Raw genomic sequence first — 21,230 nt, 5'->3', positions numbered from 1 at the left:
GGGCAGGCTCACGGCTCGGTGTTCTCACGGCTCGGCGCCCGCGCCACGGCCACCGCGAGGGCGACGAGCGCCACGGCGAGTCCGGCCAGCCCTACGCCCAGTGCGCCCGCTGCCGCGGCGAGGGCGCCGACCAGCAGCGGGCCGCCCGCGTCGCCGACCTCGCGGCCGACCTCGGCCGCACCCATCGTCTGCCCGAGCCGTTCGGTCGGGCTGCTCGCGGCGAGGTGGGCGAAGGCGATGGGGGTCGCCAGGCCGGTGCCGACGCCGATGAGGACCGCCGCCACGAGTAGCCCGGCGACCCCGGGGAGCACGACCCCACCGGCCATGCCCGCCGCCGCCAGTGCCAGCCCCGCGGCCATGCCGGGCCCGTCGGCGATCCGGCCGTTGTCGCGGGCGCGGCCGGCGCGGGGCTGGACCAGCGCGGCCGTGGCCGCCAATGCGGAGACGGCCGCGCCGGTGACCAGCGGCCCGAGCCCGTGGGCCGCCCCGGCCACGGGAAGGAAGCCCACGCCGGTGGCGAGCGCGGCCGTGGCGCCGGCCAGCGTCAGCGTGGGCCGCACGAACCCGCTGGTGCTGAGCCTGCGGGCCAGGTCGAGCACGGTCTGGCGGGCGCGGGGGAGTGCCGGCACGGCGGGGACCACCAGCGCCGCCCACGCGGCGACCGCCACCGCGAGCGCGCCGAGCGTGCCGAACAGCAGCGGGTAGCCGCCCAGGGTGATCAGGACACCGCCCAGGACGGGGCCGAGGGTGTAGCCGAGCCCCTTCCACGCGCCGTATCCGCCGTAGGCGCGGCCGTGCCCGGCCTGCGGGGTGAGGCGGGCGACCATGGCGGCCGCGGCCGGGGAGAACGCCGCTGCGGCCGCTCCCTGGCCGAACCGCGCCACGCCGACCAGCGCCGGGTCGGCCGCGAGCACGAAGGCGGCGGACGCCGCCGCGAAGGCCAGCAGGCCGCCGAGCAGGACCGGACGCGGCCCGACCCGGTCGGCGAGCGCACCGAAGAGCGGCTTGAGGACGAGTTCGGCCGCGTCGTAGACCGCGAGCAGCACGCCGAGCGTGAGCAGCGAGGCGTGCTCGGCCTGGGTGTAGCCGCCCAGGCTGGCGGCGATGCTGTGGGCTCCGAACGCCGTGACGAAGCCCGCCGCGTACAGCGGGAGCAGCCGGCTCCCGGCCGCCGTCGTGGGCCTGCCGGGCGATTCTCTGCTCATCAGGGCCTCCGTGGGTGCGGGCGCGTCGGCGTTGTCGCCCGCTGCGATCCTCGCAGGCCCCCCGGCGAACCCTGCCGACGCGCGGCCCACGATCGTGCCGCTACCCGCGGGGGCTCGCCACCTCCTGCAGGGTCGGCCTCAGCTCGTCGAGCGGCCAGCGGACGGCGACGACGTTCGGGGGCCTGCAGCGCGACGCACGGGGAACCGGTCGCCCGCTCCGGTCCGCCGACGGTTCCGGCGGGGCCGGCTCACCGTTCCCGCACGCCGTCAGGGCGAGCGAGCACAGGGCGGCGAGTGCGCCACGATCGCGGGCGCATGGTTCTCCTCGAGGCTCGTGTCGGTGAGCCTGGGCGAACCAGTCAGCTCCCGCTGCGGTACAGCTCCCCGATGATCGTCCTGGCCATCTCGGCCGCCGGGTCGCGGCCGTCCGGGGACGGGGCGAGTGACGTCCAGACGACGACGGTGGTCCGGCGTTGCGGGTCGTACCCGGCGAACGTGTTGAACCCGGGCAGTTCGCCGGTGTGCCCGTAGAACGGCCCGAACCGGGCGAGCGCGAGGCCGTAGCCGGGTCCGTCGGGAGCGGCCGGGTCGACCGGGCGGACGCTGTCCAGCCGCGCCTCCTGCAGGGCCGGGCTGAGCAGCCCGCCGCCGACCAGCGCTTCGACGTAGCGGGTGAGATCGCCGGTCGTCGAGATGCCGGCGCCTGCGGCCCATGCCCAGGACGGGTTGGTGTTGGTCATGTCGAGCGGCGCCAGCGTGCCGTCGCGGGCGGCCGCCTGTTTCTCCGGCGACAGCACGTTCGAGTCGACCGTCTCGACGTTGGTGCCGTAGCTGTAGCCCTGTGGGTGCGGGTCGGGCAGGGCCGCGGACGTGGTGGCGGGGAAGGACGACTCGGCCATGCCCAGCCGGTCGAGGACGCGCCGCTGGATCTCGGTCTCGAGGGGGTTTCCGGTGAGCTGCTCGACGATCCGGCCCAGCAGAGCGGTGTTGGTGTTGGAGTAGTAGAAGCCCGTACCCGGCGGGAACTGCGGCGGCATCGCCAGGCCGACCGCGATCAGCTCCTCGGGCGCGAACACCGTCCAGGGTGCGGAGTCCGTCGTGGCGCTCAGCTCGGGCGAGGTCGTGTAGTTGCCGAGCCCGCTCCGCATCGTGAGCAGCTGCTCGATCGTGATGTTCGACCCGTTCGGCACGTCGGGCCGGTACTTCGCGACCGGGTCGTCCAGCCGGAGCAGGCCCTCGTCGACGAGCTGGAGCACCACCGTGCCGGTCCAGGTCTTGGTGACGCTGCCGATGCGGACGTGGTCCTCGGCCCGCACCGGCTCGGTTCCGCGGAACGTCCGGGTGCCGATCGTGGTCGTCCAGTCCCCGAGCTCGGGCGAGCGCACCTGGACGACCGCGCCGGTGACCAGCATGTCCCTGGCGAGTCCTTCCAGCTCCGGCTGCAACGTCTCTGCGTAGGCGGGCAGGTCCGGGGCGGGCGGGGGAGGGGCGGCGGGCTGCGCGGCGCACGCGGCCAGGACCAGCAGGGCGGCGGTTGCGAGGGCGGCGACGGCGCGCGAGACCATGGTGCACGTCCTCTCGCCGGTGCCGGACCTGGGGACGCTAGCCCCATCCCGCGCGCCGGCATACCGACGAACGGCCGCTGGCGGCCGGGAGTTCAGCGCGCCACGGAGAGCCCGAAGCGGACCGGCCCGAGCGCCCGCACGAGCGGGCGGACGAGCAGGACGAACGCCTCCGTCACCCGGGCCGTGGCGAGCTCGCCCAGGTCGATGATCCACTCCGGGAGCCGGCCCAGGCCGGTGAGCAACGCCGCGGCGAGCCGCCGGGCCGCGTCGTCGTCACCCGAGATGGACGCCGACGGCGATGTGGCGAAGGCGGCGGGCGTGACCATCGCCTACGCAGGGCCGACCGTGTTGAGGGTCTTGACGACGCGCGTGTCCGGCAGCGCTCGCTGGATCTCCTCGGCCAGGCTGGACCCGGGGTGGCGCAGCGAGACGGCGAACCCGTCGGGCCCCCTGCACGACCGCGTTGGCGACGTCGACGAGGACCGCGCCCGCGAGCTGCGGCGCGAGCGGACGCAGGAGGCCGACGGACTCGGCACCCGGCGTCGCGTTGACGACGACGTCGGCGCGCTCGGCCGCCTCGGCGAGCCCGGTGAGGGGCACCGGGACGGTCCAGCCGGCCGCGCGGCGGTCCGGGTCGCGGGACCCGGCCGTGACCGCGTGTCCGGCCCGGGCCAGTGCCCCCGCAGGGCCGGGCCGACGTTGCCCGTGCCGAGGACGGCGATCGTGGCTCTCATGGCCGCCACGCTATGGCCGGGGTAGAACGGCTCCCCTGATGCGCGTGGTCGCCCGGGACATCCTCGTGGACGGCGACAAGGCCGCCGTCCGCTCGACCGTCGAGGGCATCGCGGGGCCGGACGGGAGGCCGCCCGTGCTGTTCGAGATCTTCCACATCGACGACGGCCGGTCCCCGAGATGTGGGGGCCGGCGCGGGGTTCCCGCACTCGGCCGGCCCCGAGGATCTGCTCGGCTAGCCGTGGTGGGGCGGAGGCACGTCGAGCGCCGGGCTGCGGTCGAAGAAGCCCGCGGGCTGGAGGAGGAAGCCGACGTGCTGCACCGGCATCACCGGCCAGTCCTCGAGCCGGGCGACGTGGTGGGAGCCGAAGGTGTACCAGACCACGACGTCGCCGTCGGCCACGTCGCGGTCGGCGGCGGTCCAGCGGGGGAGGCCATCGCCGCCTGCGTGCTGGTTGGGGTAGTCGCCCGCGGCGTGCCGCTCGTCCTCGGCGTACGGGGTGACCCAGAGGTGGTGGGCCATGAACCCGGCCCGCTGCATGACGCTCGCCTCGGGCCGCACGAACGGCACGACCGTGCCGTGCGGCTTGAGCGCGTACGCCGTGGGCTCGCCCACGGCGTTGCGGGCGCCGCTGCTGCGCACCTCCCAGTACCGGGCCCGGTCCAGGCTGGCCCGCCTGCGCGCCCCGAGCTCGCTCGTGAGGTGGGTGGCGGTGGTGCGGAAGGCGTTGCCGAGCGGGTTGTCCGGGCCGGCCGGGTCGGTGACGGTGTCGATCTCGTGGACCGAGTTGGCGGTGCCGTCGACGTCGAGGTCCAGCCGCATGTTGAACACGTGCTGGTGGATCGGGGCGTAGAGCCCGTCGGTGTTGAGCAGCTGGCCGTGCGTGGGGGTGGTGCCCGGCGGCACGGCGCCGGTGGACATGATGCCGGTGAGCTTGACGTCGAACTCGATCGATCCGTCCTGGTAGAGGTACCAGAAGAAGCCGTACTCGTAGTTGCCGACGGTCGCGATGAACGACACCACGAGCCGCCTGCCCCGGCGCACCTCGGTCTTCTCGGTGCGGAAGTCGGTGTGCTTCCACAGCAGGCCGTGGTCCTCCTCGTGCAGGCACACGGCGTTGGGGATGGTGAGCGGGTTGCCGTCCGCGTCGGCGAGTACGGCGTCGAAGTAGCGGATCTCGCCGAGGCAGTCGCAGCCGAGCTCGAGCGGGTTGGCGAGGGTGCCGATGTTGTACTCGCCCGCGTCGAACGCGTTCTTGCGCCGGTGCGTCGGCGCCGGGTCGCCGTAGGGCACCACCATCTCCGACAGCGACGCGCGGTGCAGCACCGGCCGCTCGCGGTCGCCGCCCGGTCCGTTCGTGTCGGTGTAGCGCACCGTGTGCAGCACCAGGCCCTCCCGCGGGGTGAACCCGATGCGGAACCGCCACTTCTGCCAGCGCACCTCGTGCCCGTCCACCTGGAACGACGTGCCCTCCGGCTGCGTGATCGAGATGGGCTTGAGGCCGGTCCGCGGCGTCACGTCGTCTGCGGTGTAGTTGCCCGGCTGCTGCGGGATCGGCACGACGCCGTGGTCCTCGATCTTCACGACCCGCCCGGCGAGCGGGTCGACGTAGACCACCAGGTTCTCGACGGGGTGGGCGTAGCCGTTGTCGTCGGGCCCACCGATCTTGACCCAGGCGAGGGCACGGACCAGGCGCCCCTCCTCCTCGTCGCCGTAGTGCCCCGCCGACCACGGATCGACCATCAGGCCGTCGAACTCCGTGATGCCGCGCGCCCTCAGCGCGTCCTGCACGGAAGGGTCGGACCTGACGATCGCCTCGCAGGCGAAGAACTCCTCGAGGATCACCTGCGGCTGGACGCCGGGCACGTGCTCCCAGCGCGTGACGGCGGAGTCGGTCAGGGAGACGGTGGCCTCGTAGGTGCGCCCGTCGGACCGGTCGAGCACGATCGCGGCGGCCTCCCGGGGCACGGGTGCGCCGCCGGCCTCGAACGCGAGCAGCGCGCCCTTCTCCGGCTCGCGGAGCACGAGCGAGACGAACCGAGAGGTCGGGCCGATGTGGCCGGCGTCGCGCAGCACGGCCGCCGCTGCGCTGATCTCCGGGGCCGAGAGCGGCTCGAGCGGGTGCGTGACGGTCGTGGACGGGCGCTCTCCGATGGCGGTCACGGATCCTCCTTCTCGAGGGGTGCGCTTCCCCCGGTGTCGATTTCCGCGGTGCCGAGTTCCGCGGTGTCGAGATCCCCGGTGTCGAGATCCCCTGTTCGACACTGTGGTCCGTGCCACCCACCCGTACCAACCGCTGATCGGTGAGCGGGAACCTGCTCGTCCGGGCGTAACGAACGGGCAGCGGGCGCGGAGTCAACCAGGCGTCCGCGGTGATCCCCCCGGCCGCGGGCGCATCCGGTCGGGGTTCGCCCCGCCCGGCGGCAGCACCCGCCCTGCCCGGGCGGGTGCTGTTCGCTGCCGAGGCGGTGTTGGCTGGGAGGTGTTCGTTGCAGGGTGGGAGTCAGCCGAGGATGCGCTGCCGCGTGCCGCGGCGGGTGGCCTGGGTGCGCTCGAGGATCGCGGTGCACAGCAGGCACGGCTGCCCGTCCGGTTCGACCATGGGCGCCGCGGCGACCATGTGGCCGCAGAGCGCTTGGTAGTGGCCGTCGCTGCGCCGGGCCGCCGCGGCGAGCTCCGCGTCGGGCACCTCGTGGGCGCGGGAGTCGATGGTGCAGGTGACGGTGATCGTGTCGACGGAGCGCCGACCCGCCTGATCGCCACTGCCCATGGCTAGGAGTGTCCCCACTCCGGCTTGCGGATGCAAGCGCGGATGCAAGTACATTCGGCGCGGACGTTTTGTCAGGGCATCGGGGAGGCGCAAATGCACCAGATCGAGGACAACGGCATCCCGGCGGATCAGCTCGGCTCCGTCACGTGGCGCAAGAGCAGCGCGAGCAACCCGAGCGGTGACTGCATCGAGGTGGCCGCGCTGGACAGCGGTGCCGTCGCGGTGCGCAACTCCCGTGACCCAGAGGGGCCGGCGCTGGTGTACACGCGGGCCGAGATCGCCGCGTTCGTCGCGGGCGCGAAGGACGGCGAGTTCGACGACCTGACGGCCTGACCTCACCCGGTCGGTGCCGGCCCGGCGGTCACGGCTTGCGCCCGATCCCGCCGACGTGGAGCGTGCGCACCGGGCTCCCGGCCGGCGTGGTCCGGTCGGGTCGCCAGTCGTTCGCGTAGACCAGGCCCGGAGGCACGAGCTCGAGCCCGGTGAAGTAGCCGTGCAGTTCCTTCCAGGTGCGGAAGCGGCCCGAGCCGAGCCCGCCGTGGAGGAACGCGCGCTCGAGTGCGTAGGCGCGCGAGTCGTCGTCGTACAGGAAGTGCGACAGGAGCAGGTGGCTGCCGGGTGAGAGCCGTCGCCGGATGGCGGCCACGATCGCGTCCGGGTCGTCGTCGTCGGACAGGTGGTGCACCACCCCGGAGAGCAGCACCGCGAACGGTGCGTCGGGGTCGAAGATCTCCAGCGCGGAGACCTCCTCGAAGAGCGAGTCCGGTCGGCGCAGGTCGGCCGTGACCACGGCGGTGCGTTCGTTCGTCGCGAGCAGCGCCCTGGCGTGGGCCAGCACGACGGCGTCGTTGTCGACGTACACCACGTGCACGTCGGGGTCGATGGCGTGGGCCACCTCGCTGACGTTGCCGCCGCCCGGCAGCCCGGAGCCGATGTCGACGATCTGCCGGATCCCGGCCTCGCGCACCAGGTAGGACACGCCGCGGCGCAGGAAGGAGCGGTTGTCCTTGGCGATCTCGCCGACCTCGGGGACGACGTTGCGCATCGCGTCGGCGGCGCGCCGGTCGACGTCGAGGTGTTCCTTGCCGCCCAGCAGGTGGTCGTACACGCGGGCGACGGAGGCACGGGACAGGTCGACGGCGGGCGGCTGCTCGTCCACCGCTCCTCCTCCAGCCACCCGTAGATGCGCCGCACGACCTTAGCGTGATCATCCTCCGCCGGAAAAGGTGTGACCGCTGGTCACACCGGGTCACCGGTGGACACACGCGCCTCTCGCGCCCGTAGGGTCGTCGTGTGGATGTTGCCGCCTTGTTGACCGACGCGTTCTCCCGGATCGGGGAGGAGGTGCACGCCGCCGTCGACGGGCTGTCCGCGGAGCAGCTCGCCCACCGTGTCGATGCCGAGGCGAACTCGATCGCCTGGCTGGTCTGGCACCTGTCCCGCGTGCAGGACGACCACGTGGCGGGGGTGGCCGGCAGCGATCAGGTGTGGACCACGGAGGGCTGGGCGGACCGGTTCGCCCTCCCCTTCAGGGTGGGTTCGATCGGGTACGGCCACTCATCGGACGACGTCGCGCAGGTGCGGGTGGACTCGCCGGACCTGCTCACCGGCTACTACGACGCGGTGGCGGCGCGGACGACGGAGTACGTGGGTGGCCTCACCGACGCCGACCTCGACCGCGTGGTGGACGAGGCGTGGGACCCGCCCGTCACGCTCGGCGTCCGCCTGGTGAGCGTGATCGACGACTGCGCCCAGCACGCCGGGCAGGCCGCGTTCGTGCGGGGGATCGTGCTGCGCCGCTCCTAACCCACCGCTCCTCCGGGGAGGACGCGGTGCAGGAGCGCGGCGGCGCCGGGCCAGTCGAGGGCGAGCACCTCCGCCGCGCGGTCGACTCCGACGCAGTCGGTGACCTTCCGGGCGAGGTCGTCGTCGGTCGGCGGGCGCAGCGGGTGGCCGTCGGGGACGTCGAGGCGGGCCTCGTCGACCGTGCCGCCGGCGCGCTCGCGCCGGATCAGGACGTCGCCCGCGAGGATCCCGGTGCCGCCCGGTTCCGCCTCGACCTCGACGCACCGCACGAGCCGCTGCGCCTCCGGCCGGTCGACGGCGGGGTCGGTGAAGCTGGCGGCGCCGGGGAAGCCGTCGAGCAGCGCGGCCGCCACGGCGTACTGCAGCGAGAACTTGCCCTCCAGCCCGGTGCGCGGCCGGTCGTGGATCAGCGGCTGGAGCGCGACGGCCGGGGTGCGCACGTGGATGCGGGACACCTCCTCGGCCGGCGCGGGCGGGAGCGCGCGCGCCGCCGAGATCGGGCGCTGCAGCGCGTAGCAGCAGGGGTGCAGCTTGATCGCGAGCCCCTCCGGGACGAGGGGCCCGTCCAGCTGCACCGGGCCCGCGCCGCCCACCAGCCCGAACCACTGGTCGAGGGCGGTGGGGTCGGCGGACGCGCCGGCCGCGGCCAGGTGCGCGGCGCGCACTCCCGCGGCCGCCGCGAAGCCCACCTGCAGCGACTTGGCGCCGGTGCCGAACGCGCGCTGGACGCCGCCCGCGGCCGGCACGCTGAGCGCGAGCGCCCTGGCGAGGCCGCCCGCGTCGAGGCCGAGCGCGAGGCCTGCGGCGACGGCGGCCGCCGGGTCGTCCGCCGTGCAGGTGGCGTGCCAGCCCGCGCGGTAGTGCTCCCAGCCGAGCGCTGCGCCGAGGCGGGCCATCACCCCGGCCGCGGCCAGGTACTCGCGGGCGCCGCCGCCCGCGGCCAGCGCGGCCGCCGTGCACACCACGCTGACGTGCGAGGTGGACGGCAGGTGCACGTCGTCGAAGTCGAGGACGTGCCCGACCGCGGCCCAGCGCAGCGCCGCCTCCGAACCGGCGGTCCACCCGGCGACGGGCTCGTCCACCGCGGCGAGGGTGACGGCCACGGTGTCGACGAGCGCGCGGCGCGCGAGCTCGATGTCGGCGGGGCCGGGGCGGGCGTCGCACGCCCAGTCCGCGAGGTCGGCGATACGGGTCATCCGATCGCCTCCGGGAGGAACGTTGCCAGCTGCGGGAACGCGATCATGATCACGAGCAGGAGCAGCTCGATCGCGACGTACGGGGCGATGCCCCGGAAGATGTCGGCGAGGTCGAGCTCGGGCACCACCGACTTCATGGTGTAGAGGTTCAGCCCGACCGGCGGCGTGATCACCGCGATCTCCAGGTTGACCACCAGCAGCACGCCGAACCACAGCGGGTCGTAGCCGAGCTCCTCGATCGCGGGCACCAGGATCGGGGTGACGACGAGCAGCAGCGACGCGGCGTCGACGAGGCACCCGAGCAGGATCAGCACGATCATGATCCCGATGAGGATCACGGTGGGCGGGACGTCGAGTCCGACGATGAACGCGGTGAACGCGTCCGGCACGCGGGCGAGCACCAGCATCTGGGTGAACACGAACGCTGCGCCGACGATCGCGAGGATCGCCGCGGTGACCTGCGCGGTCGAGACGAAGATGCGCTTGAGGTTGGCCCAGCCGAGCTTGCGGTAGATCGCACCGGTGACCGCGAACGCGGCGAGCGCGCCGACGGCCGCGGCCTCGGTGGGGGTGGCGATGCCGGTGTAGATGGAGCCGAGCACGAGCAGGATCAGCAGCAGCGCGGGGGAGATCCGGCCGAGTGCGCCGAGCCGGTCGCGCCAGGTGAAGCGGTCCGGGTCGACCGGCGCGTTCTCCGGGGCCGCCTTCGCGCGCACCACCACGTAGATGATCATCATCGCGGCCAGCAGCAGGCCGGGGACCAGGCCGCCCGCGAACAGGTCGGCCACGCTCTCGCCCGTGACCGACGAGTAGAGGATGAACATCAGGCTGGGCGGGATCAGCATCGCCAGCGCACCGGACGCGGCGACGGCGCCGCTCGCGAACGCCGGCCGGTACCCGCGCTCGAGCATCTCCGGCACGGCCATCCGCCCGATCACCGCGACCGAGGAGATGCTCACACCGGACATCGCGCCGAACAGTGTCGACGCCCCGACGGCCGACGCGCCCAGCCCGCCGGGCACGCGGTTGAACCAGCGGTGCGCGGCGGCGAAGAGGTCGCGGCCCAGCCCGCTCACGGCGAGCGCCTCGCCGAGCAGGATGTAGAGCGGCGCGGCCACCAGCGCGTACTCCTGCAGCTGGGAGACCAGCGCGAGCGGGACGAGCTCCAGGCCGGTGAACCCGCCCAGCCCGAGCAGCCCGGCGACCCCCGCGACGCCGAGCGCCACGAAGATCGGGGTGCGCAGCGCGATGAGCACCAGCAGCAGCACCACCGCGAGCGCGACGATCATGCCGTCGCCCATCACGCCACCCCCTGCGCATCGGTCCGCACCGTGACGTCGCCGGGCACCGCGGCCGGTGTGTCGGCCTCCGGCGGCGTCGCCGGGAACAGCAGCGCCACCAGCACCAGGAACACCCCGGAGACGAACAGCACGAAGTCGGGCACCCAGAGCGGGATGTTGAACGTGCCGGCCCCGCTGAGCCCGCCGGCGTAGGCCACGGTCATCGAGCGGAACGCGGTGATCGCGAGCACCAGCCCGAGGAAGGCCGTGGCCGCGGTCGTGACCACGTCGGCGACGCGGCGGGCGCGCTCGGGGAGGGCGCGGTGGACCAGGTCCATCGAGATGTGGCCGCCCGTTGCGTACAGGTGCGGCACGGCGAGCACGGTCGCGACGAGCACGCCCGTCGAGTTGAGCGGGTAGGCCCAGTCGGTGGGCGCGGCGAACAGGTAGCGGGCGGCGACGTCGTAGCTGATCGTCAGCATCATCACCGCGACGACGACCATCGCGACGACCGCCATCGCCCTCGTGCAGGCCAGCACGGCCCGGCGGGTTGCGGACACTTGTTCTCCTACGCCTCGTTGATGAGCGCGACGGCCCGGTCGGACACCGCGGGATCGCCGATCAGGTGCTCCCACCGCCCGTACACCGGTGCGACCGCCGCCCGGAACGCCTCGAGCTCCGCGCCGCCGGGCTCCACGATCTCGACCCCGCCGTCCAGGACGGCCTTCAGGTACTCGCCCTCGTGCACACCGACCATGACCTCGGTGCCGTCCCGGTAGAGCGTGCGGCCCGCCTCGTCGAGCGCCGCGCGCAGCTCGGGCGGCTGGCCGTCGTACCAGTCCGTGCGGCAGTAGGCGTCGACGGTGTAGGCGCCGAAGTGCGCCCGCGTGCCGTACCGGACGATCTCCTGCAGGTCGCGGGACACGACGGTGCCGAGGTAGCTCATCAGCCCGTCGATGGTGCCGCGCTCGAGGGCTTCGAAGACCTCCGACGAGCCCATGAACACCGGCGCGCCGCCCAGCGCCTTGACCGTCTCGCCCTCGATCTCGCCGGCCACCCGGATGCGCAGGCCGCGGACGTCGTCGGGTGCGAGGATCGGCCTGCCCACCGTCCAGAGGTACTCGAACGTGCAGGGCATCCCCCCGAGCACACGCACGCCCTGCGCCGCGAGCTGCTCGTTGACCAGCGGGAACAGTGGGCCGTTGGGGTCGAGGGCGCGGCGCTGCTTCGCGTAGTCCTCTGCGCCGAACGGCAGCTCCATCGCCCCGAGGATCGGGTAGCTCGACGAGACGTACGAGCTGGTCTGGAACATCACGTCCGCGACGCCGAGCAGCAGGCCCGGCAGGAGCTGCTCGGCCCCGAGCAGCGCGCCTGAGTTGAACATGTCGCAGCTCAGGCGGCCCCCACTGGCGGTGGCGAGGGTGTCCATGAACGCCTGGATGCCGGGGTAGAGGTCGTCGTAGGACTTCGGGATGTACGTGGCCGTCGTGACGGTCTCGACCCCGGCCGCCTCGGCGCGGGCGCAGCCGGCGAGTCCGGCCACGCCCAGCCCGGCGGCGGCGAGGAAGGCCCGCCGCCCGAACGCGGTCACGCCGTCACCCCCGACAGCGCGGGCAGCACCTCGTCGGTCAGGCGGCGCAGGCTCGCCATGACCCGCTCGTGGGGGAGGCCGGGCCACTGCGGCCGGAGCAGGACGTGGGTCGGGCCGACCGTCTCGATCAGCTCGGCGAGCCGGTCCCGGCAGGTCCGCGGCCCGCCGAGGACGAACCGGCCGCGGCGCAGCTCGTCGAACTCCCGGTCGAAGCTCTGCGACTCCGGCAGGATCTTGTCCTGCCCCCATGCCTGGTACGTCCGGTACTTCGCGGCGAGCGCCTCCCGGACGTCCTCGACGGCCTCGTCGTCGGTAACGCCGACGTACACCTCCTGGATCACGTTGATCTCGGCGTCGTGGCCGTGCTCGGCGCACCGCTCCCGGAAGAACGCGGCCTGCGTGCGCAGGTAGTCGGCGTCGACGTGCGCGGCCGCGGCGACCCACGGCAGCCCGGTGCGCGCGGTCCGGCCGAGGGCCGATTCGGTGTGCCCGGCGAGCCAGATCGGCGGGTGCGGACGCTGCACCGGGCGCAGCAGCGGCCGGATGCCGTCGAGCCGCCCCGTGTCACCCTCGAAGTGCACCTCGTCCTCCGTCCACAGCCGCCGGACCAGGTCGAGGTTCTCGCGGAACCGGCGCAGCCGCCGGTCGCGCGGCACGCCGAACGCGTCGAACTCGACGTCGCGGTAGCCGAGGCCCGCGCCGAGGACGAGCCGCCCGCCGGACAGGATGTCCAGCGTCGCGAGCTGCTCGGCGAGGTCCACCGGGTGCGCGAGCGCCATCAGCGTGATCGCGGTGCCGATGCGCAGGTCGCCGGTCTCGGGGATCAGCCTGCCCAGCACGGCGAGCGGGTGCAGGTACTGCACCTCCTCGGCCAGGTAGTGCTGCGTGGCCCAGACCGAGGTGAAGCCGTGGTCGCGGGCGTGGTGCACCTGCTCCACCTGCTCGGCGAAGCGCGCTCCCGCGTCGTCGCCGGGCGGGAACTGGCTGCACAGGACGAGGCCGTACTGGGGGACCACCGTTGCTCCTCCGTCGATGTGTCGGGGCGACCGGTCAAAATGATCTTGGCATCCCGAGGACGTGCTCGCCCACGTAGGACAGGATCAGGTTGGTGGAGATCGGCGCCACCTGGTAGAGGCGCGTCTCGCGGAACTTGCGCTCGATGTCGTACTCCGCGGTGAAGCCGTACCCGCCGTGCGTCTGCAGCGCGACGTCGGCCGCCTCCCAGGAGGCATCGGCCGCGAGCAGCTTGGCCATGTTGGCCTCCGCGCCGCAGGGCTGCCCGGCGTCGAACAGGTCGGCCGCCTTCCAGCGCATGAGGTCGGCGGCCTCGACGTGGATGTGGGCCCGCGCGATCGGGAACTGCACACCCTGGTTCCGGCCGATCGGCCGGCCGAACACCTCGCGCTCGCTCGCGTAGCGGCTCGCGCGCTCGACGAACCAGCGCCCGTCGCCGATGCACTCGGACGCGATGAGGATGCGCTCGGCGTTCATCCCGTCGAGCACGTAGCGGAAGCCCTTGCCCTCCTCGCCGATGAGCGCGTCGGCGGGGATGTGCACGTCCGAGAGGAAGACCTCGTTGGTCTCGTGGTTGACCATCGTGCGCAGCGGCCGCAGCTCGACGCCCTCGACCTCGCGCAGGTCGAGCAGGAACAGCGACAGCCCCTCGGACCTGCGCGCCACCTCCTCGCGCGGCGTCGTGCGGGCGAGCAGCAACATGAGGTCGGAGTGCTGCACGCGGGAGATGAACACCTTCTGCCCGTTGACGACGTAGCCGTCGTCGGTGCGGCGGGCGGTGGTGCGGATGCTCGTGGTGTCGGTGCCCGCGGTCGGCTCGGTGACGCCGAAGGCCTGCAGCCGCAGCTCGCCGGCGGCGATCCCCGGCAGGTAGCGGCGCTTCTGCTCCTCGCTGCCGTGCCGCAGCACCGAGCCCATCGTGTAGAGCTGCGCGTGCACCGGCCCGGCGTTGCCGCCGTTGGCGTTGATCCCCTCCAGCAGCACCGACGCGTCGCCCAGCCCCAGGCCCAGCCCGCCGTACTCCTCGGGGACGAGCGCGCCGAGGCAGCCGGTGCCGGTGAGCGCGTCGACGAACTCCTCGGGGTAGCGGCGCGCCTCGTCGACCTCGCGCCAGTAGGCGTCGGGGTAGTCGGCGCAGATCCGGTCGATGAGCCCGCGCAGGTCCTTGCGCAGCTCGGCCTTCTCCGTCATGAACCCTCCGCACGGGGGCCGTGCCCACGCTTGTAGACGAGCAGGGTGCGGGTGAACTCGATGACGACCTCGCCGGTCTGCTTGAGGCCCGTCGTCCGCACGGTGACGACGCCGAGCCCCGGGCGCGACCGGGACTCCCGCACCGCCTCCACGGTGGAGCGGGAGCGGATCGTGTCGCCCTCGAACACCGGGTTCGGCAGCGTGATCTCGCCCCAGCCGAGGTTCGCGAAGACGTTCTGCGAGACGTCGGTGACGCTCTGGCCCGCGACGAGCGACAGCGTGAAGGTCGAGTTGACCAGCGGCTTCCCGAACTCGGTTCGCTTGGCGTACTCGTGGTCGAAGTGCAGCGGCGCGGTGTTCTGGGTGAGGAGGGTGAACCAGATGTTGTCGGTGGTGGTCACGGTGCGCCCGAGCGGGTGCTCGTAGACGTCGCCGACCACGAAGTCCTCGTAGAACCGGCCCTGCCACCCGGTGTGGACGGTCACTGCTCCTCCTCCAGCCCTTCTGCCAGCCCTTCTGCCAGCTCGGCGAGCACGGCGGCGGTGTGCGCGCCGAGCGCGGGCACGGCGCCGCCCGCGGCCACCCGGTCGCCCGGTGCACCGGGCGGTCGCAGCGTGCGCACCTCACCCGCCTGCGTCGGCGTGCGCAGCCAGCGCGCCGCGGGCGCGAGCTCGGGGTGGTGTTCGAGGTCGGCCAGCTCGGTGAGCCGGCTCCATGCGATCCCGGCGGCGTCGAGCCGCTCGACCAGGACGTCGGCGGGGAGGCGGGCGCACGCGGCCGTGAGCGCGGCGTCCAGGTCGCCGCGGTGGGCGACGCGCTGCGAGTTCGACGCGAACCGCGGGTCGGTGGCGAGCCCGGGCTCGTCCAGCACGTCGGTGGCGAGGCGCGCCCACTCGCGCTCGTTCTGCACAGCGATCATGACCGACCGCCCGTCGCCCGCCGTCACGGCCCCGTAGGGGGCGATCGTCGGGTGCGCGGTGCCCATCGGCACCGGCGCGGCCCCGGAGTGCGCGGTGTAGTAGAGCGGGTAGGCCATCCACTCGGTGAGCGCGCCGAAGAGCGAGACCCGCACCGGCAGCGCCTCACCGGTGCGGTCGCGGTGCCGGAGCGCTGCGAGCACGCCGCTGTAGGCGTAGCAGCCCGCGGCGATGTCGGCGATCGAGATGCCCACCTTCGCGGGCGCGGCGGGGTGCCCGGTGAGCGACATCAACCCCGCCTCGGCCTGCACGAGCGCGTCGTAGGCCTTCTTGCGCTCCGACGGTCCGCCCGGCGGGTAGCCGCTCACGAGGCAGGTGATCAGGTGCGGGTGGCGGGGGGCGAGCGCGGTGGGGGTGAGCCCGCGGCGCTCCAGCGCGGCCGGGGCCAGGTTGGCGACGAGGACGTCGGCGCGGGCGAGCAACCGGTGCAGCGTCGCGAGCCCCTCACCGTCGGCGAGGTCGAGCTGCACCGACTCCTTGCCGCGGTTGAGCCAGACGAACGCACTCGACTCGCCGCCCACGACCGTGTCGTAGCCGCGGGCGAAGTCGCCGCCGTCCGGGCGCTCGATCTTGATCACGCGTGCGCCGAGGTCGGCGAGCTGGCGGGTGGCGAACGGGGCGGCCACGGCTTGCTCCAGGCCGACGACCGTGATCCCGTCCAGGGGTAAGCCGGTCATCGTTGCACCCACCATCCGTGCCGTCTCACGGCACACGTTCCACCTTACGGTCCGAGGTCGTGCCACCATCGGGGACGGCCTCGACGACTGTCAAGGGGAGACCTCTGATGAGCAGTGCGCCCTCCGAGCCGGTCCCGGCCCCCGGGATGCGCGTGGTCCGCACGGCGCTGCGCGTGCTGGAGTCGGTGTCCGAGCTGCAGCCCGCCGGGGTCTCCGCGATCGCGCGCGCCACCGGGGTGCCGAAGAGCACGGTGCAGCGCTGCCTGGTCAGCCTCCGGGAGGCGGGCTGGATCAGCGCGGCGCCCGGCGAGCCGCAGCGCTGGGTGCTCACCGGGCGGGCCGTCGCCGTCGGGCTGCGCGGGGCGCCCGAGCACGGGCTGCGGGAGGCCGCGCTCGACGTGATGCAGGAGCTGCGGGACGCGACCCGGGAGACGATCCACCTGGTCGGTTTCAGCCCCGAGCACGCCGTCGCCTCCGCCGCCGGCCCGGCCGCGCTCGTCGTGATCGACCGGCTGGACAGCCCGGAACCGGTGCGCACGTGGGTGCGGCTGGGCACGCCGGTGCCGCTGCACGCGAGCTGCAGCGGCCGGGCCGTGCTCTCCCGGCTCCCGGAGGCCGAGGCACGGGCGCTGCTCGGCGACGGGCTCGAACGCTTCTCCGCGCAGACGATCACCGATCCGGACGAGCTGGTCGCCGAGCTGCGAGCGGTGCGCGCGCGGGGCTACGCGGTGGCGGAGTCGAGCTGGCGCGCCGGGGTGGGCGCGGTGGCGGCGGCCGTGGTCGACGGGACCGGCCGGCCGGTGGGCGCGCTGGCCGTCTCGGCGCCGCAGCAGCGGTTCGACGCCGGGCGCGCCGAGGAGCTGGGCGCCCTCGCGATCATGGCAGTAGCGAGGGTGGGCGCTGCCCTGTAAGGTCCGTGATCCAGATCTCCGGCTGTCTTTCTGGTGACGCCCGGATGAACTGTGCAGGGATCGGGGGAACCGCACGTGAACGGAACCTGACGTTCTCCCGTGCAAATCGGACGCCGGTGGCGGTGTGCTCGATACGGCCGCGCCGGCGGCTTAGTGTGTGCGCGCACCGACAAACGGAGGACCTCCCCCGGCCATGGCCACCGCAACCACCCCGCCGGACGCGCCGGTCCGGCGGGTCGGGACGCACCGGGCACCGCGTTCCCGGCCGCGTTCCCGCCGCCGCAACCAGCTGCGGAACTGGCTGCTCTTCGCCGTTCTCGCCGGCCCGAACATCGCATTGCTCGTGGTGTTCACCTATCGGCCGCTGCTGCAGTCCTTCTTCCTCTCGACGTTGCAGTGGAACCTCGGTTCGCCGACGGCGATCCCGGTGGGCCTCGCCAACTACGCCGACTTCTTCTCCGACCCCGGCACCGCGCGAATGCTCGCCATCACGGCGATCTTCACGCTCACCACGGTGGGCGGGGGGATGGTGCTCGGCCTGCTGCTCGCGGTCCTGCTGAACCGGAAGCTGCGCTTCCGAGGCGCGGCCCGCACGATCGTCGTGGCCCCCTACGTGCTCTCCGGTGTGGCGGTCGGTCTGCTGTGGCTGTTCGTGTTCGACCCGAACTTCGGCGTGCTGTCGGCGCTCCTGAACGCCGTCGGCATCGGCTCGCCGGATTGGTACACCGACCCGCAGTGGGCATTGGTGATGATCATCATCGTGTACCTGTGGAAGAACGTCGGGTACGTGGCGCTCATCTACCTCGCGGGATTGCAGGCGGTGCCCCGGGATCTGCTCGAAGCGGCCGCCCTGGACGGTGCCTCACCGATCCGGTCGTTCCTTTCCGTGGTGCTCCCACTGCTCGGGCCCACCACTTTCTTCCTCAGCATCACCACATTGCTGACGTCGTTGCAGTCCTTCGACATCATCCGTGCGATGACGGACGGCGGGCCGCTCGAGGGAACGACCACGATGATGTACTCGATCTACCTCGAGGGGTTCGCGAACGGGCGGGCCGGCTATTCGTCGGCGATCGCCACGATCCTGTTCCTGGTGCTCTTCGCCATCACCGTGGTGCAGCTGCGCTTCGTGGAGCGGAAGGTGCACTACTCATGATCGTCGACTCGCCGCGCCGCCCGCGGCCCGCCGTCGGCGGCTACCTCACGATGGCGATCGCGGTGGCCGTGATGATCCTGCCGCTGGTCTGGATGACGCTCGCCAGCTTCAAGGGCATGGACGAGCTCTACCGCCTGCCGATCCAGTGGCTGCCGGACTCCCTCGCCCCCACCAACTACGGCACGGCCACGCAGACGGTGCCGTTCGGCGCGTTCTTCGTCAACAGCACGATCGCCACCGTGTTCGGTGCCGGGCTCAAGATGCTGCTGGGCCTCATGACGGCGTACGCGCTGGTGTTCGTGGACATCCCGTTCCGCCGGTTCTTCTTCTACGTGGTGGTGTGCGCGCTGCTCGTGCCGCAGCAGATCGTGCTCATCCCGAACTACGCGCTGGTGGCCCAGCTCGGCTGGCTCAACACCTACCAGGGCCTGATCATGCCCGGCCTGGCGAGCGCGTTCGGCACGTTCCTGTTCCGCCAGCACTTCCTGACCCTGCCGCGCTCCATCCTCGAGGCGGCCGAGATCGACGGTGCCGGGCACTGGCGGCGGCTGTGGCGGTTCGTCGTACCGCTCTCCGGCCCCACGATCGCGGCCGTCGGGCTCGTCTCGATCGTCACCGAGTGGAACGACTACCTCTGGCCGCTGCTGGTGATCGACCGGCCGGAGATGATGACGCTCCCGGTCGGGCTGACCCTGCTGATGAACTTCGACGGCGTCCCCGACTGGGGCGTGATCATGGCCGGCACCGTCCTGGTCACCGTGCCCGTGCTCGCCGTCTTCTTCCTCCTCCAGCGCCGGATCGTCGCCGGGCTGGTCGCCGGCGCCGTCACCGGCTGAACCCCACTCTCCCGGAAGGCTGGACATGACCAGACCCGAACTGTCCCGGCGCGGGCTGCTGCGCCTGGGCGCCCTGCTGGGCGGCTCGGCCGCGTTGGCGGCGTGCGGCGGCCCGACGATCTCCGAGTCGGGCGGCGCGGCACAGGCCGACATCGACTGGTCCGGCGTGCAGCCGGCCCCCCAGATCACCTGGTGGAGCAACCACCCGGGCACCTCGATCGAGCTGGAGAAGGAGTACATCCGCCGGTTCCAGGAGCAGAACCCGGGGATCACCGTCAACCTGGTCACCGCGGGCAAGAACTACGACGAGGTCGCCCAGCGGTTCCAGGCCGCCGCCGGCACGGACAACACCCCCGACCTGGTGGGCGCCAGCGACGTCTGGTGGTTCCGCTACATGATCAACGGCCAGATCATCCCGCTCGAGGGGCTGGCGCAGCACCTGCAGATCGACACGGCCGACTTCAACCGGACGCTCTACGACGACTACGCGTTCAACGGCCGGCACTGGGCGCTGCCCTACGCCCGGTCCACGCCGCTCTTCTACTACAACCGCGACGTCTGGCAGCGCGCCGGCCTGCCCGACCGCGCCCCGGAGACCTGGGACGAGTTCGAGCAGTGGGCGCCCGCGCTCGCGCAGGCCGTCGGCAGGCCGCCGCTGGGGCTCGGCCCGGGCACGTCGTGGACGGCCTGGTGGTTCTGCAACTTCATGTGGGGCCGGGGCGGGGCGTACTCGCAGGAGTGGACGCTCACCCTCGACAAGCCGGAGACCCTGGACGCGGGGGAGTACCTGCGCTCCATGGTCAACGACAAGAAGTTCGCAGCCGTGTCCGTCGGTGGCGACGACGGGTACGTCGCGGACTTCTCGGCGGGCGTCACCGCCTGCACGATGGCCTCCACGGGCTCGCTGCGCGGCATCTTGGCGCAGGCGCAGTTCGAGGTCGGCACCGGCTTCCTGCCGAAGGGCCCGGCCGGGCCCGGCTGCCCGACGGGCGGCACCGGGATGGCGATCGCCTCGGCCAAGTCGCCCGAGCAGCAGCTCGCGGCCGGCATGTTCCTGAAGTTCCTCACCGACGCCGAGCAGACCGCGAACTTCTCGGCAGGCACCGGCTACATGCCGGTCCGCACCTCCGCGATCGACCGCCCGGACATGCAGGCCGTGTTCGCCAAGACCCCGCAGGCCCGCACCGCCGTCGACCAGCTCGCGACCACCCGCGTGCAGGACTGGGCCCGCGCGTTCGTACCGTCGGGCGACCAGTACCTCACCACCGCCATCGAACGGATCATGTTGCAGAACGAGAACCCGGCCACCGCGTTCTCCGCCGCCGCCGCGGAGATCAAGACCTCGTACGAGCAGAACGTTGCCCGCTACATCTAGGCCGAGCGACCGGCTCCCCGAGTCCCTGCGCCCCGAACCGGGCCGCATCCGCACCATCGCCCACCGCGGCGACTCGTCGAAGGCCCCGGAGAACACGTTCGCGGCCTTCGACGCCGCCGTCGCCGCCGGGAGCGATCTCATCGAGATCGACGTGCGGATCACCTCCGACGGCGTGCCCGTGATCATCCACGACGCGTCGACGCTCCGGACCACCGGCATCGACGCGGACGTGGCCCTCACCAGCTCCGACGCGCTCGGGGCCGCCGATGCCGGCAGCTGGTTCGGGTCCGGGTTCGCCGGTGCCCGGGTGCCGACGTTCGACGAGGCCGCCGAGTGGGGTGCCGCCCACCCGGGCGTCGGCTGGCTCGTGGAGTTCAAGGGCAGCTGGACCGCCGCGCAGATGGACGGGCCGGTGGCCACCCTGCGCCGGTACGGGCTCGCTGACCGGACGATCCTGCAGGGCTTCGAGGAGGAGACGGTCGCGGCGGCCCGGGACGTCGCCCCCGACCTGCCGCGGGCGCTGCTCGTGATCGGGCGCAGGGGCCTCGACGGCCTGATGGAGCGGCTGGTGGAGCTCGAGGTCGCGGGCTGCAACCCGATCGGCAGGCTCCCCATCGAGATGCCCGGCCTCGCGGCCCGGCTCCGCGAGGCCGGCTACAGCGTCTACCCGTGGACGCTCGACGAGCCCGACGAGTGGGGCGCGGCCGGTGTCGCGGGCGTGGACGGGGTCATCACCAACCGTCCCGGGGCGTTCCGAACCTGGCACAACCTCCGCTGGAGCCCGGCGCAGAACGAGCTGGCGTCCTAGTGTCCCGAGTCGCGGTACGAGGCCGGCTCGCCGGCGCACTCAGCGAGAACCTGGATCCGCCGATATACGCACCGAACTTCCGACTCGGGACACTAGTAGTACTTTGTTAGGTGTGTCGTTCCCGCTGATCCTGCCCGTT

The 21,230-nt window shown here is 73.0% G+C and carries 22 protein-coding genes; 7 read left to right on the top strand and 15 right to left on the bottom strand.

The window, feature by feature from the left end; translation table 11 throughout:
- Positions 1 to 8 precede the first annotated feature (8 nt).
- The 6 genes from ABEA81_RS40970 to ABEA81_RS40945 all read right to left on the bottom strand — a co-directional run bounded on the left by ABEA81_RS40970 (position 9) and on the right by ABEA81_RS40945 (position 6,273).
- Entirely contained in the window at positions 9 to 1,205 is a 1,197-nt protein-coding gene (locus ABEA81_RS40970) for an MFS transporter (protein WP_345613262.1), read from the bottom strand.
- Between the two features lie 359 nt (positions 1,206 to 1,564).
- Positions 1,565 to 2,770 (bottom strand): serine hydrolase domain-containing protein, encoded by a 1,206-nt coding sequence (locus ABEA81_RS40965; RefSeq protein ID WP_345613260.1) that lies wholly within the window; start codon positions 2,768 to 2,770, stop codon positions 1,565 to 1,567.
- Positions 2,771 to 2,862: 92 nt separating this feature from the next.
- On the bottom strand, positions 2,863 to 3,096 hold the full coding sequence (locus tag ABEA81_RS40960; RefSeq protein ID WP_345613258.1) for a hypothetical protein: 234 nt from the start codon (positions 3,094 to 3,096) through the stop codon (positions 2,863 to 2,865).
- Positions 3,044 to 3,445, bottom strand: coding sequence for an NAD(P)-binding domain-containing protein (locus tag ABEA81_RS42935; protein ID WP_425570870.1), 402 nt, complete (start codon positions 3,443 to 3,445; stop codon positions 3,044 to 3,046). Before ABEA81_RS42935 ends, ABEA81_RS40960 begins: the two co-directional genes overlap by 53 nt.
- Before the next feature lie 292 nt (positions 3,446 to 3,737).
- Positions 3,738 to 5,666 carry a primary-amine oxidase gene (locus tag ABEA81_RS40950; protein WP_345613254.1) on the bottom strand — a complete coding sequence of 643 codons (1,929 nt, stop codon included), beginning with the start codon at positions 5,664 to 5,666 and terminating at the stop codon, positions 3,738 to 3,740.
- A 340-nt stretch (positions 5,667 to 6,006) separates the two neighbouring features.
- The gene (locus ABEA81_RS40945; protein WP_345613252.1) at positions 6,007 to 6,273 is read right to left on the bottom strand and encodes a hypothetical protein; all 267 of its coding nucleotides are present in this window, start codon (positions 6,271 to 6,273) and stop codon (positions 6,007 to 6,009) included.
- A 93-nt stretch (positions 6,274 to 6,366) separates the two neighbouring features.
- Between ABEA81_RS40945 and ABEA81_RS40940 the strand changes: the two genes are divergently transcribed.
- Positions 6,367 to 6,606 carry a DUF397 domain-containing protein gene (locus ABEA81_RS40940; RefSeq protein WP_345613250.1) on the top strand — a complete coding sequence of 80 codons (240 nt, stop codon included), beginning with the start codon at positions 6,367 to 6,369 and terminating at the stop codon, positions 6,604 to 6,606.
- Positions 6,607 to 6,634: 28 nt separating this feature from the next.
- On the opposite strand, the gene ABEA81_RS40935 is transcribed toward ABEA81_RS40940, so the two are convergent.
- Positions 6,635 to 7,432, bottom strand: a complete 798-nt coding sequence (locus ABEA81_RS40935; protein WP_345613248.1) for an SAM-dependent methyltransferase — start codon at positions 7,430 to 7,432, stop codon at positions 6,635 to 6,637.
- A gap of 134 nt (positions 7,433 to 7,566) precedes the next feature.
- On the opposite strand from ABEA81_RS40935, the gene ABEA81_RS40930 reads away from it, so the two are divergent.
- Positions 7,567 to 8,079, top strand: coding sequence for a mycothiol transferase (locus ABEA81_RS40930; protein WP_345613246.1), 513 nt, complete (start codon positions 7,567 to 7,569; stop codon positions 8,077 to 8,079).
- On the opposite strand, the gene ABEA81_RS40925 is transcribed toward ABEA81_RS40930, so the two are convergent.
- Genes ABEA81_RS40925 through ABEA81_RS40890 form a run of 8 tightly spaced genes read right to left on the bottom strand, consistent with a single transcriptional unit; the run spans position 8,076 to position 16,005 of the window.
- The gene (locus ABEA81_RS40925) at positions 8,076 to 9,275 is read right to left on the bottom strand and encodes an MmgE/PrpD family protein (protein WP_345613244.1); all 1,200 of its coding nucleotides are present in this window, start codon (positions 9,273 to 9,275) and stop codon (positions 8,076 to 8,078) included. The two genes, ABEA81_RS40930 and ABEA81_RS40925, sit on opposite strands and share 4 nt — an antisense overlap.
- Entirely contained in the window at positions 9,272 to 10,576 is a 1,305-nt protein-coding gene (locus ABEA81_RS40920; protein ID WP_345613242.1) for a TRAP transporter large permease, read from the bottom strand. Before ABEA81_RS40920 ends, ABEA81_RS40925 begins: the two co-directional genes overlap by 4 nt.
- Positions 10,576 to 11,115: a TRAP transporter small permease gene (locus ABEA81_RS40915; RefSeq protein ID WP_345613240.1), complete on the bottom strand. Its 540-nt coding sequence runs from the start codon at positions 11,113 to 11,115 to the stop codon at positions 10,576 to 10,578. The genes ABEA81_RS40920 and ABEA81_RS40915 overlap by 1 nt, the downstream gene beginning before the upstream one ends.
- Before the next feature lie 8 nt (positions 11,116 to 11,123).
- Complete coding sequence (locus tag ABEA81_RS40910) at positions 11,124 to 12,146, bottom strand: TRAP transporter substrate-binding protein (RefSeq protein ID WP_345613238.1); 1,023 nt, start codon at positions 12,144 to 12,146, stop codon at positions 11,124 to 11,126.
- Positions 12,143 to 13,162 (bottom strand): LLM class flavin-dependent oxidoreductase, encoded by a 1,020-nt coding sequence (locus tag ABEA81_RS40905; protein WP_345613236.1) that lies wholly within the window; start codon positions 13,160 to 13,162, stop codon positions 12,143 to 12,145. Before ABEA81_RS40905 ends, ABEA81_RS40910 begins: the two co-directional genes overlap by 4 nt.
- Before the next feature lie 34 nt (positions 13,163 to 13,196).
- Positions 13,197 to 14,351, bottom strand: a complete 1,155-nt coding sequence (locus ABEA81_RS40900; RefSeq protein WP_345613234.1) for an acyl-CoA dehydrogenase family protein — start codon at positions 14,349 to 14,351, stop codon at positions 13,197 to 13,199.
- Positions 14,348 to 14,836, bottom strand: a complete 489-nt coding sequence (locus ABEA81_RS40895) for a MaoC family dehydratase (protein WP_345613232.1) — start codon at positions 14,834 to 14,836, stop codon at positions 14,348 to 14,350. Before ABEA81_RS40895 ends, ABEA81_RS40900 begins: the two co-directional genes overlap by 4 nt.
- Positions 14,833 to 16,005, bottom strand: a complete 1,173-nt coding sequence (locus ABEA81_RS40890; protein ID WP_345613230.1) for a CaiB/BaiF CoA transferase family protein — start codon at positions 16,003 to 16,005, stop codon at positions 14,833 to 14,835. Before ABEA81_RS40890 ends, ABEA81_RS40895 begins: the two co-directional genes overlap by 4 nt.
- A 107-nt stretch (positions 16,006 to 16,112) precedes the next feature.
- On the opposite strand from ABEA81_RS40890, the gene ABEA81_RS40885 reads away from it, so the two are divergent.
- From ABEA81_RS40885 to ABEA81_RS40865, 5 genes are all read left to right on the top strand, one after another.
- On the top strand, positions 16,113 to 16,916 hold the full coding sequence (locus ABEA81_RS40885) for an IclR family transcriptional regulator (protein ID WP_345613229.1): 804 nt from the start codon (positions 16,113 to 16,115) through the stop codon (positions 16,914 to 16,916).
- Between the two features lie 193 nt (positions 16,917 to 17,109).
- Positions 17,110 to 18,072: a carbohydrate ABC transporter permease gene (locus ABEA81_RS40880; RefSeq protein ID WP_345613228.1), complete on the top strand. Its 963-nt coding sequence runs from the start codon at positions 17,110 to 17,112 to the stop codon at positions 18,070 to 18,072.
- Positions 18,069 to 18,908: a carbohydrate ABC transporter permease gene (locus tag ABEA81_RS40875; protein WP_345613226.1), complete on the top strand. Its 840-nt coding sequence runs from the start codon at positions 18,069 to 18,071 to the stop codon at positions 18,906 to 18,908. Before ABEA81_RS40880 ends, ABEA81_RS40875 begins: the two co-directional genes overlap by 4 nt.
- A 25-nt stretch (positions 18,909 to 18,933) precedes the next feature.
- The gene (locus ABEA81_RS40870) at positions 18,934 to 20,283 is read left to right on the top strand and encodes an ABC transporter substrate-binding protein (protein WP_345613224.1); all 1,350 of its coding nucleotides are present in this window, start codon (positions 18,934 to 18,936) and stop codon (positions 20,281 to 20,283) included.
- Positions 20,267 to 21,091: a glycerophosphodiester phosphodiesterase gene (locus ABEA81_RS40865; RefSeq protein ID WP_345613222.1), complete on the top strand. Its 825-nt coding sequence runs from the start codon at positions 20,267 to 20,269 to the stop codon at positions 21,089 to 21,091. The genes ABEA81_RS40870 and ABEA81_RS40865 overlap by 17 nt, the downstream gene beginning before the upstream one ends.
- The last annotated feature ends 139 nt before the right edge of the window (positions 21,092 to 21,230 follow it).

The sequence above is a fragment of the Pseudonocardia adelaidensis genome (genome assembly GCF_039543345.1).
Lineage (GTDB): Bacteria > Actinomycetota > Actinomycetes > Mycobacteriales > Pseudonocardiaceae > Pseudonocardia > Pseudonocardia adelaidensis.
This window is presented reverse-complemented; position numbering and strand designations above follow the sequence as displayed.

Excerpts from the sequence above, each read along its gene's own strand:
- ABEA81_RS40970 (WP_345613262.1), bottom strand. The coding sequence starts at position 1,205 with ATGAGCAGAGAATCGCCCGGCAGGCCCACGACGGCGGCCGGGAGCCGG.
- ABEA81_RS40965 (WP_345613260.1), bottom strand. The coding sequence starts at position 2,770 with ATGGTCTCGCGCGCCGTCGCCGCCCTCGCAACCGCCGCCCTGCTGGTC.
- ABEA81_RS40960 (WP_345613258.1), bottom strand. The coding sequence starts at position 3,096 with ATGGTCACGCCCGCCGCCTTCGCCACATCGCCGTCGGCGTCCATCTCG.
- ABEA81_RS40945 (WP_345613252.1), bottom strand. The coding sequence starts at position 6,273 with ATGGGCAGTGGCGATCAGGCGGGTCGGCGCTCCGTCGACACGATCACC.
- ABEA81_RS40940 (WP_345613250.1), top strand. The coding sequence starts at position 6,367 with ATGCACCAGATCGAGGACAACGGCATCCCGGCGGATCAGCTCGGCTCC.
- ABEA81_RS40925 (WP_345613244.1), bottom strand. The coding sequence starts at position 9,275 with ATGACCCGTATCGCCGACCTCGCGGACTGGGCGTGCGACGCCCGCCCC.
- ABEA81_RS40920 (WP_345613242.1), bottom strand. The coding sequence starts at position 10,576 with ATGGGCGACGGCATGATCGTCGCGCTCGCGGTGGTGCTGCTGCTGGTG.
- ABEA81_RS40900 (WP_345613234.1), bottom strand. The coding sequence starts at position 14,351 with ATGACGGAGAAGGCCGAGCTGCGCAAGGACCTGCGCGGGCTCATCGAC.
- ABEA81_RS40890 (WP_345613230.1), bottom strand. The coding sequence starts at position 16,005 with ATGACCGGCTTACCCCTGGACGGGATCACGGTCGTCGGCCTGGAGCAA.
- ABEA81_RS40885 (WP_345613229.1), top strand. The coding sequence starts at position 16,113 with ATGAGCAGTGCGCCCTCCGAGCCGGTCCCGGCCCCCGGGATGCGCGTG.
- ABEA81_RS40880 (WP_345613228.1), top strand. The coding sequence starts at position 17,110 with ATGGCCACCGCAACCACCCCGCCGGACGCGCCGGTCCGGCGGGTCGGG.
- ABEA81_RS40875 (WP_345613226.1), top strand. The coding sequence starts at position 18,069 with ATGATCGTCGACTCGCCGCGCCGCCCGCGGCCCGCCGTCGGCGGCTAC.
- ABEA81_RS40870 (WP_345613224.1), top strand. The coding sequence starts at position 18,934 with ATGACCAGACCCGAACTGTCCCGGCGCGGGCTGCTGCGCCTGGGCGCC.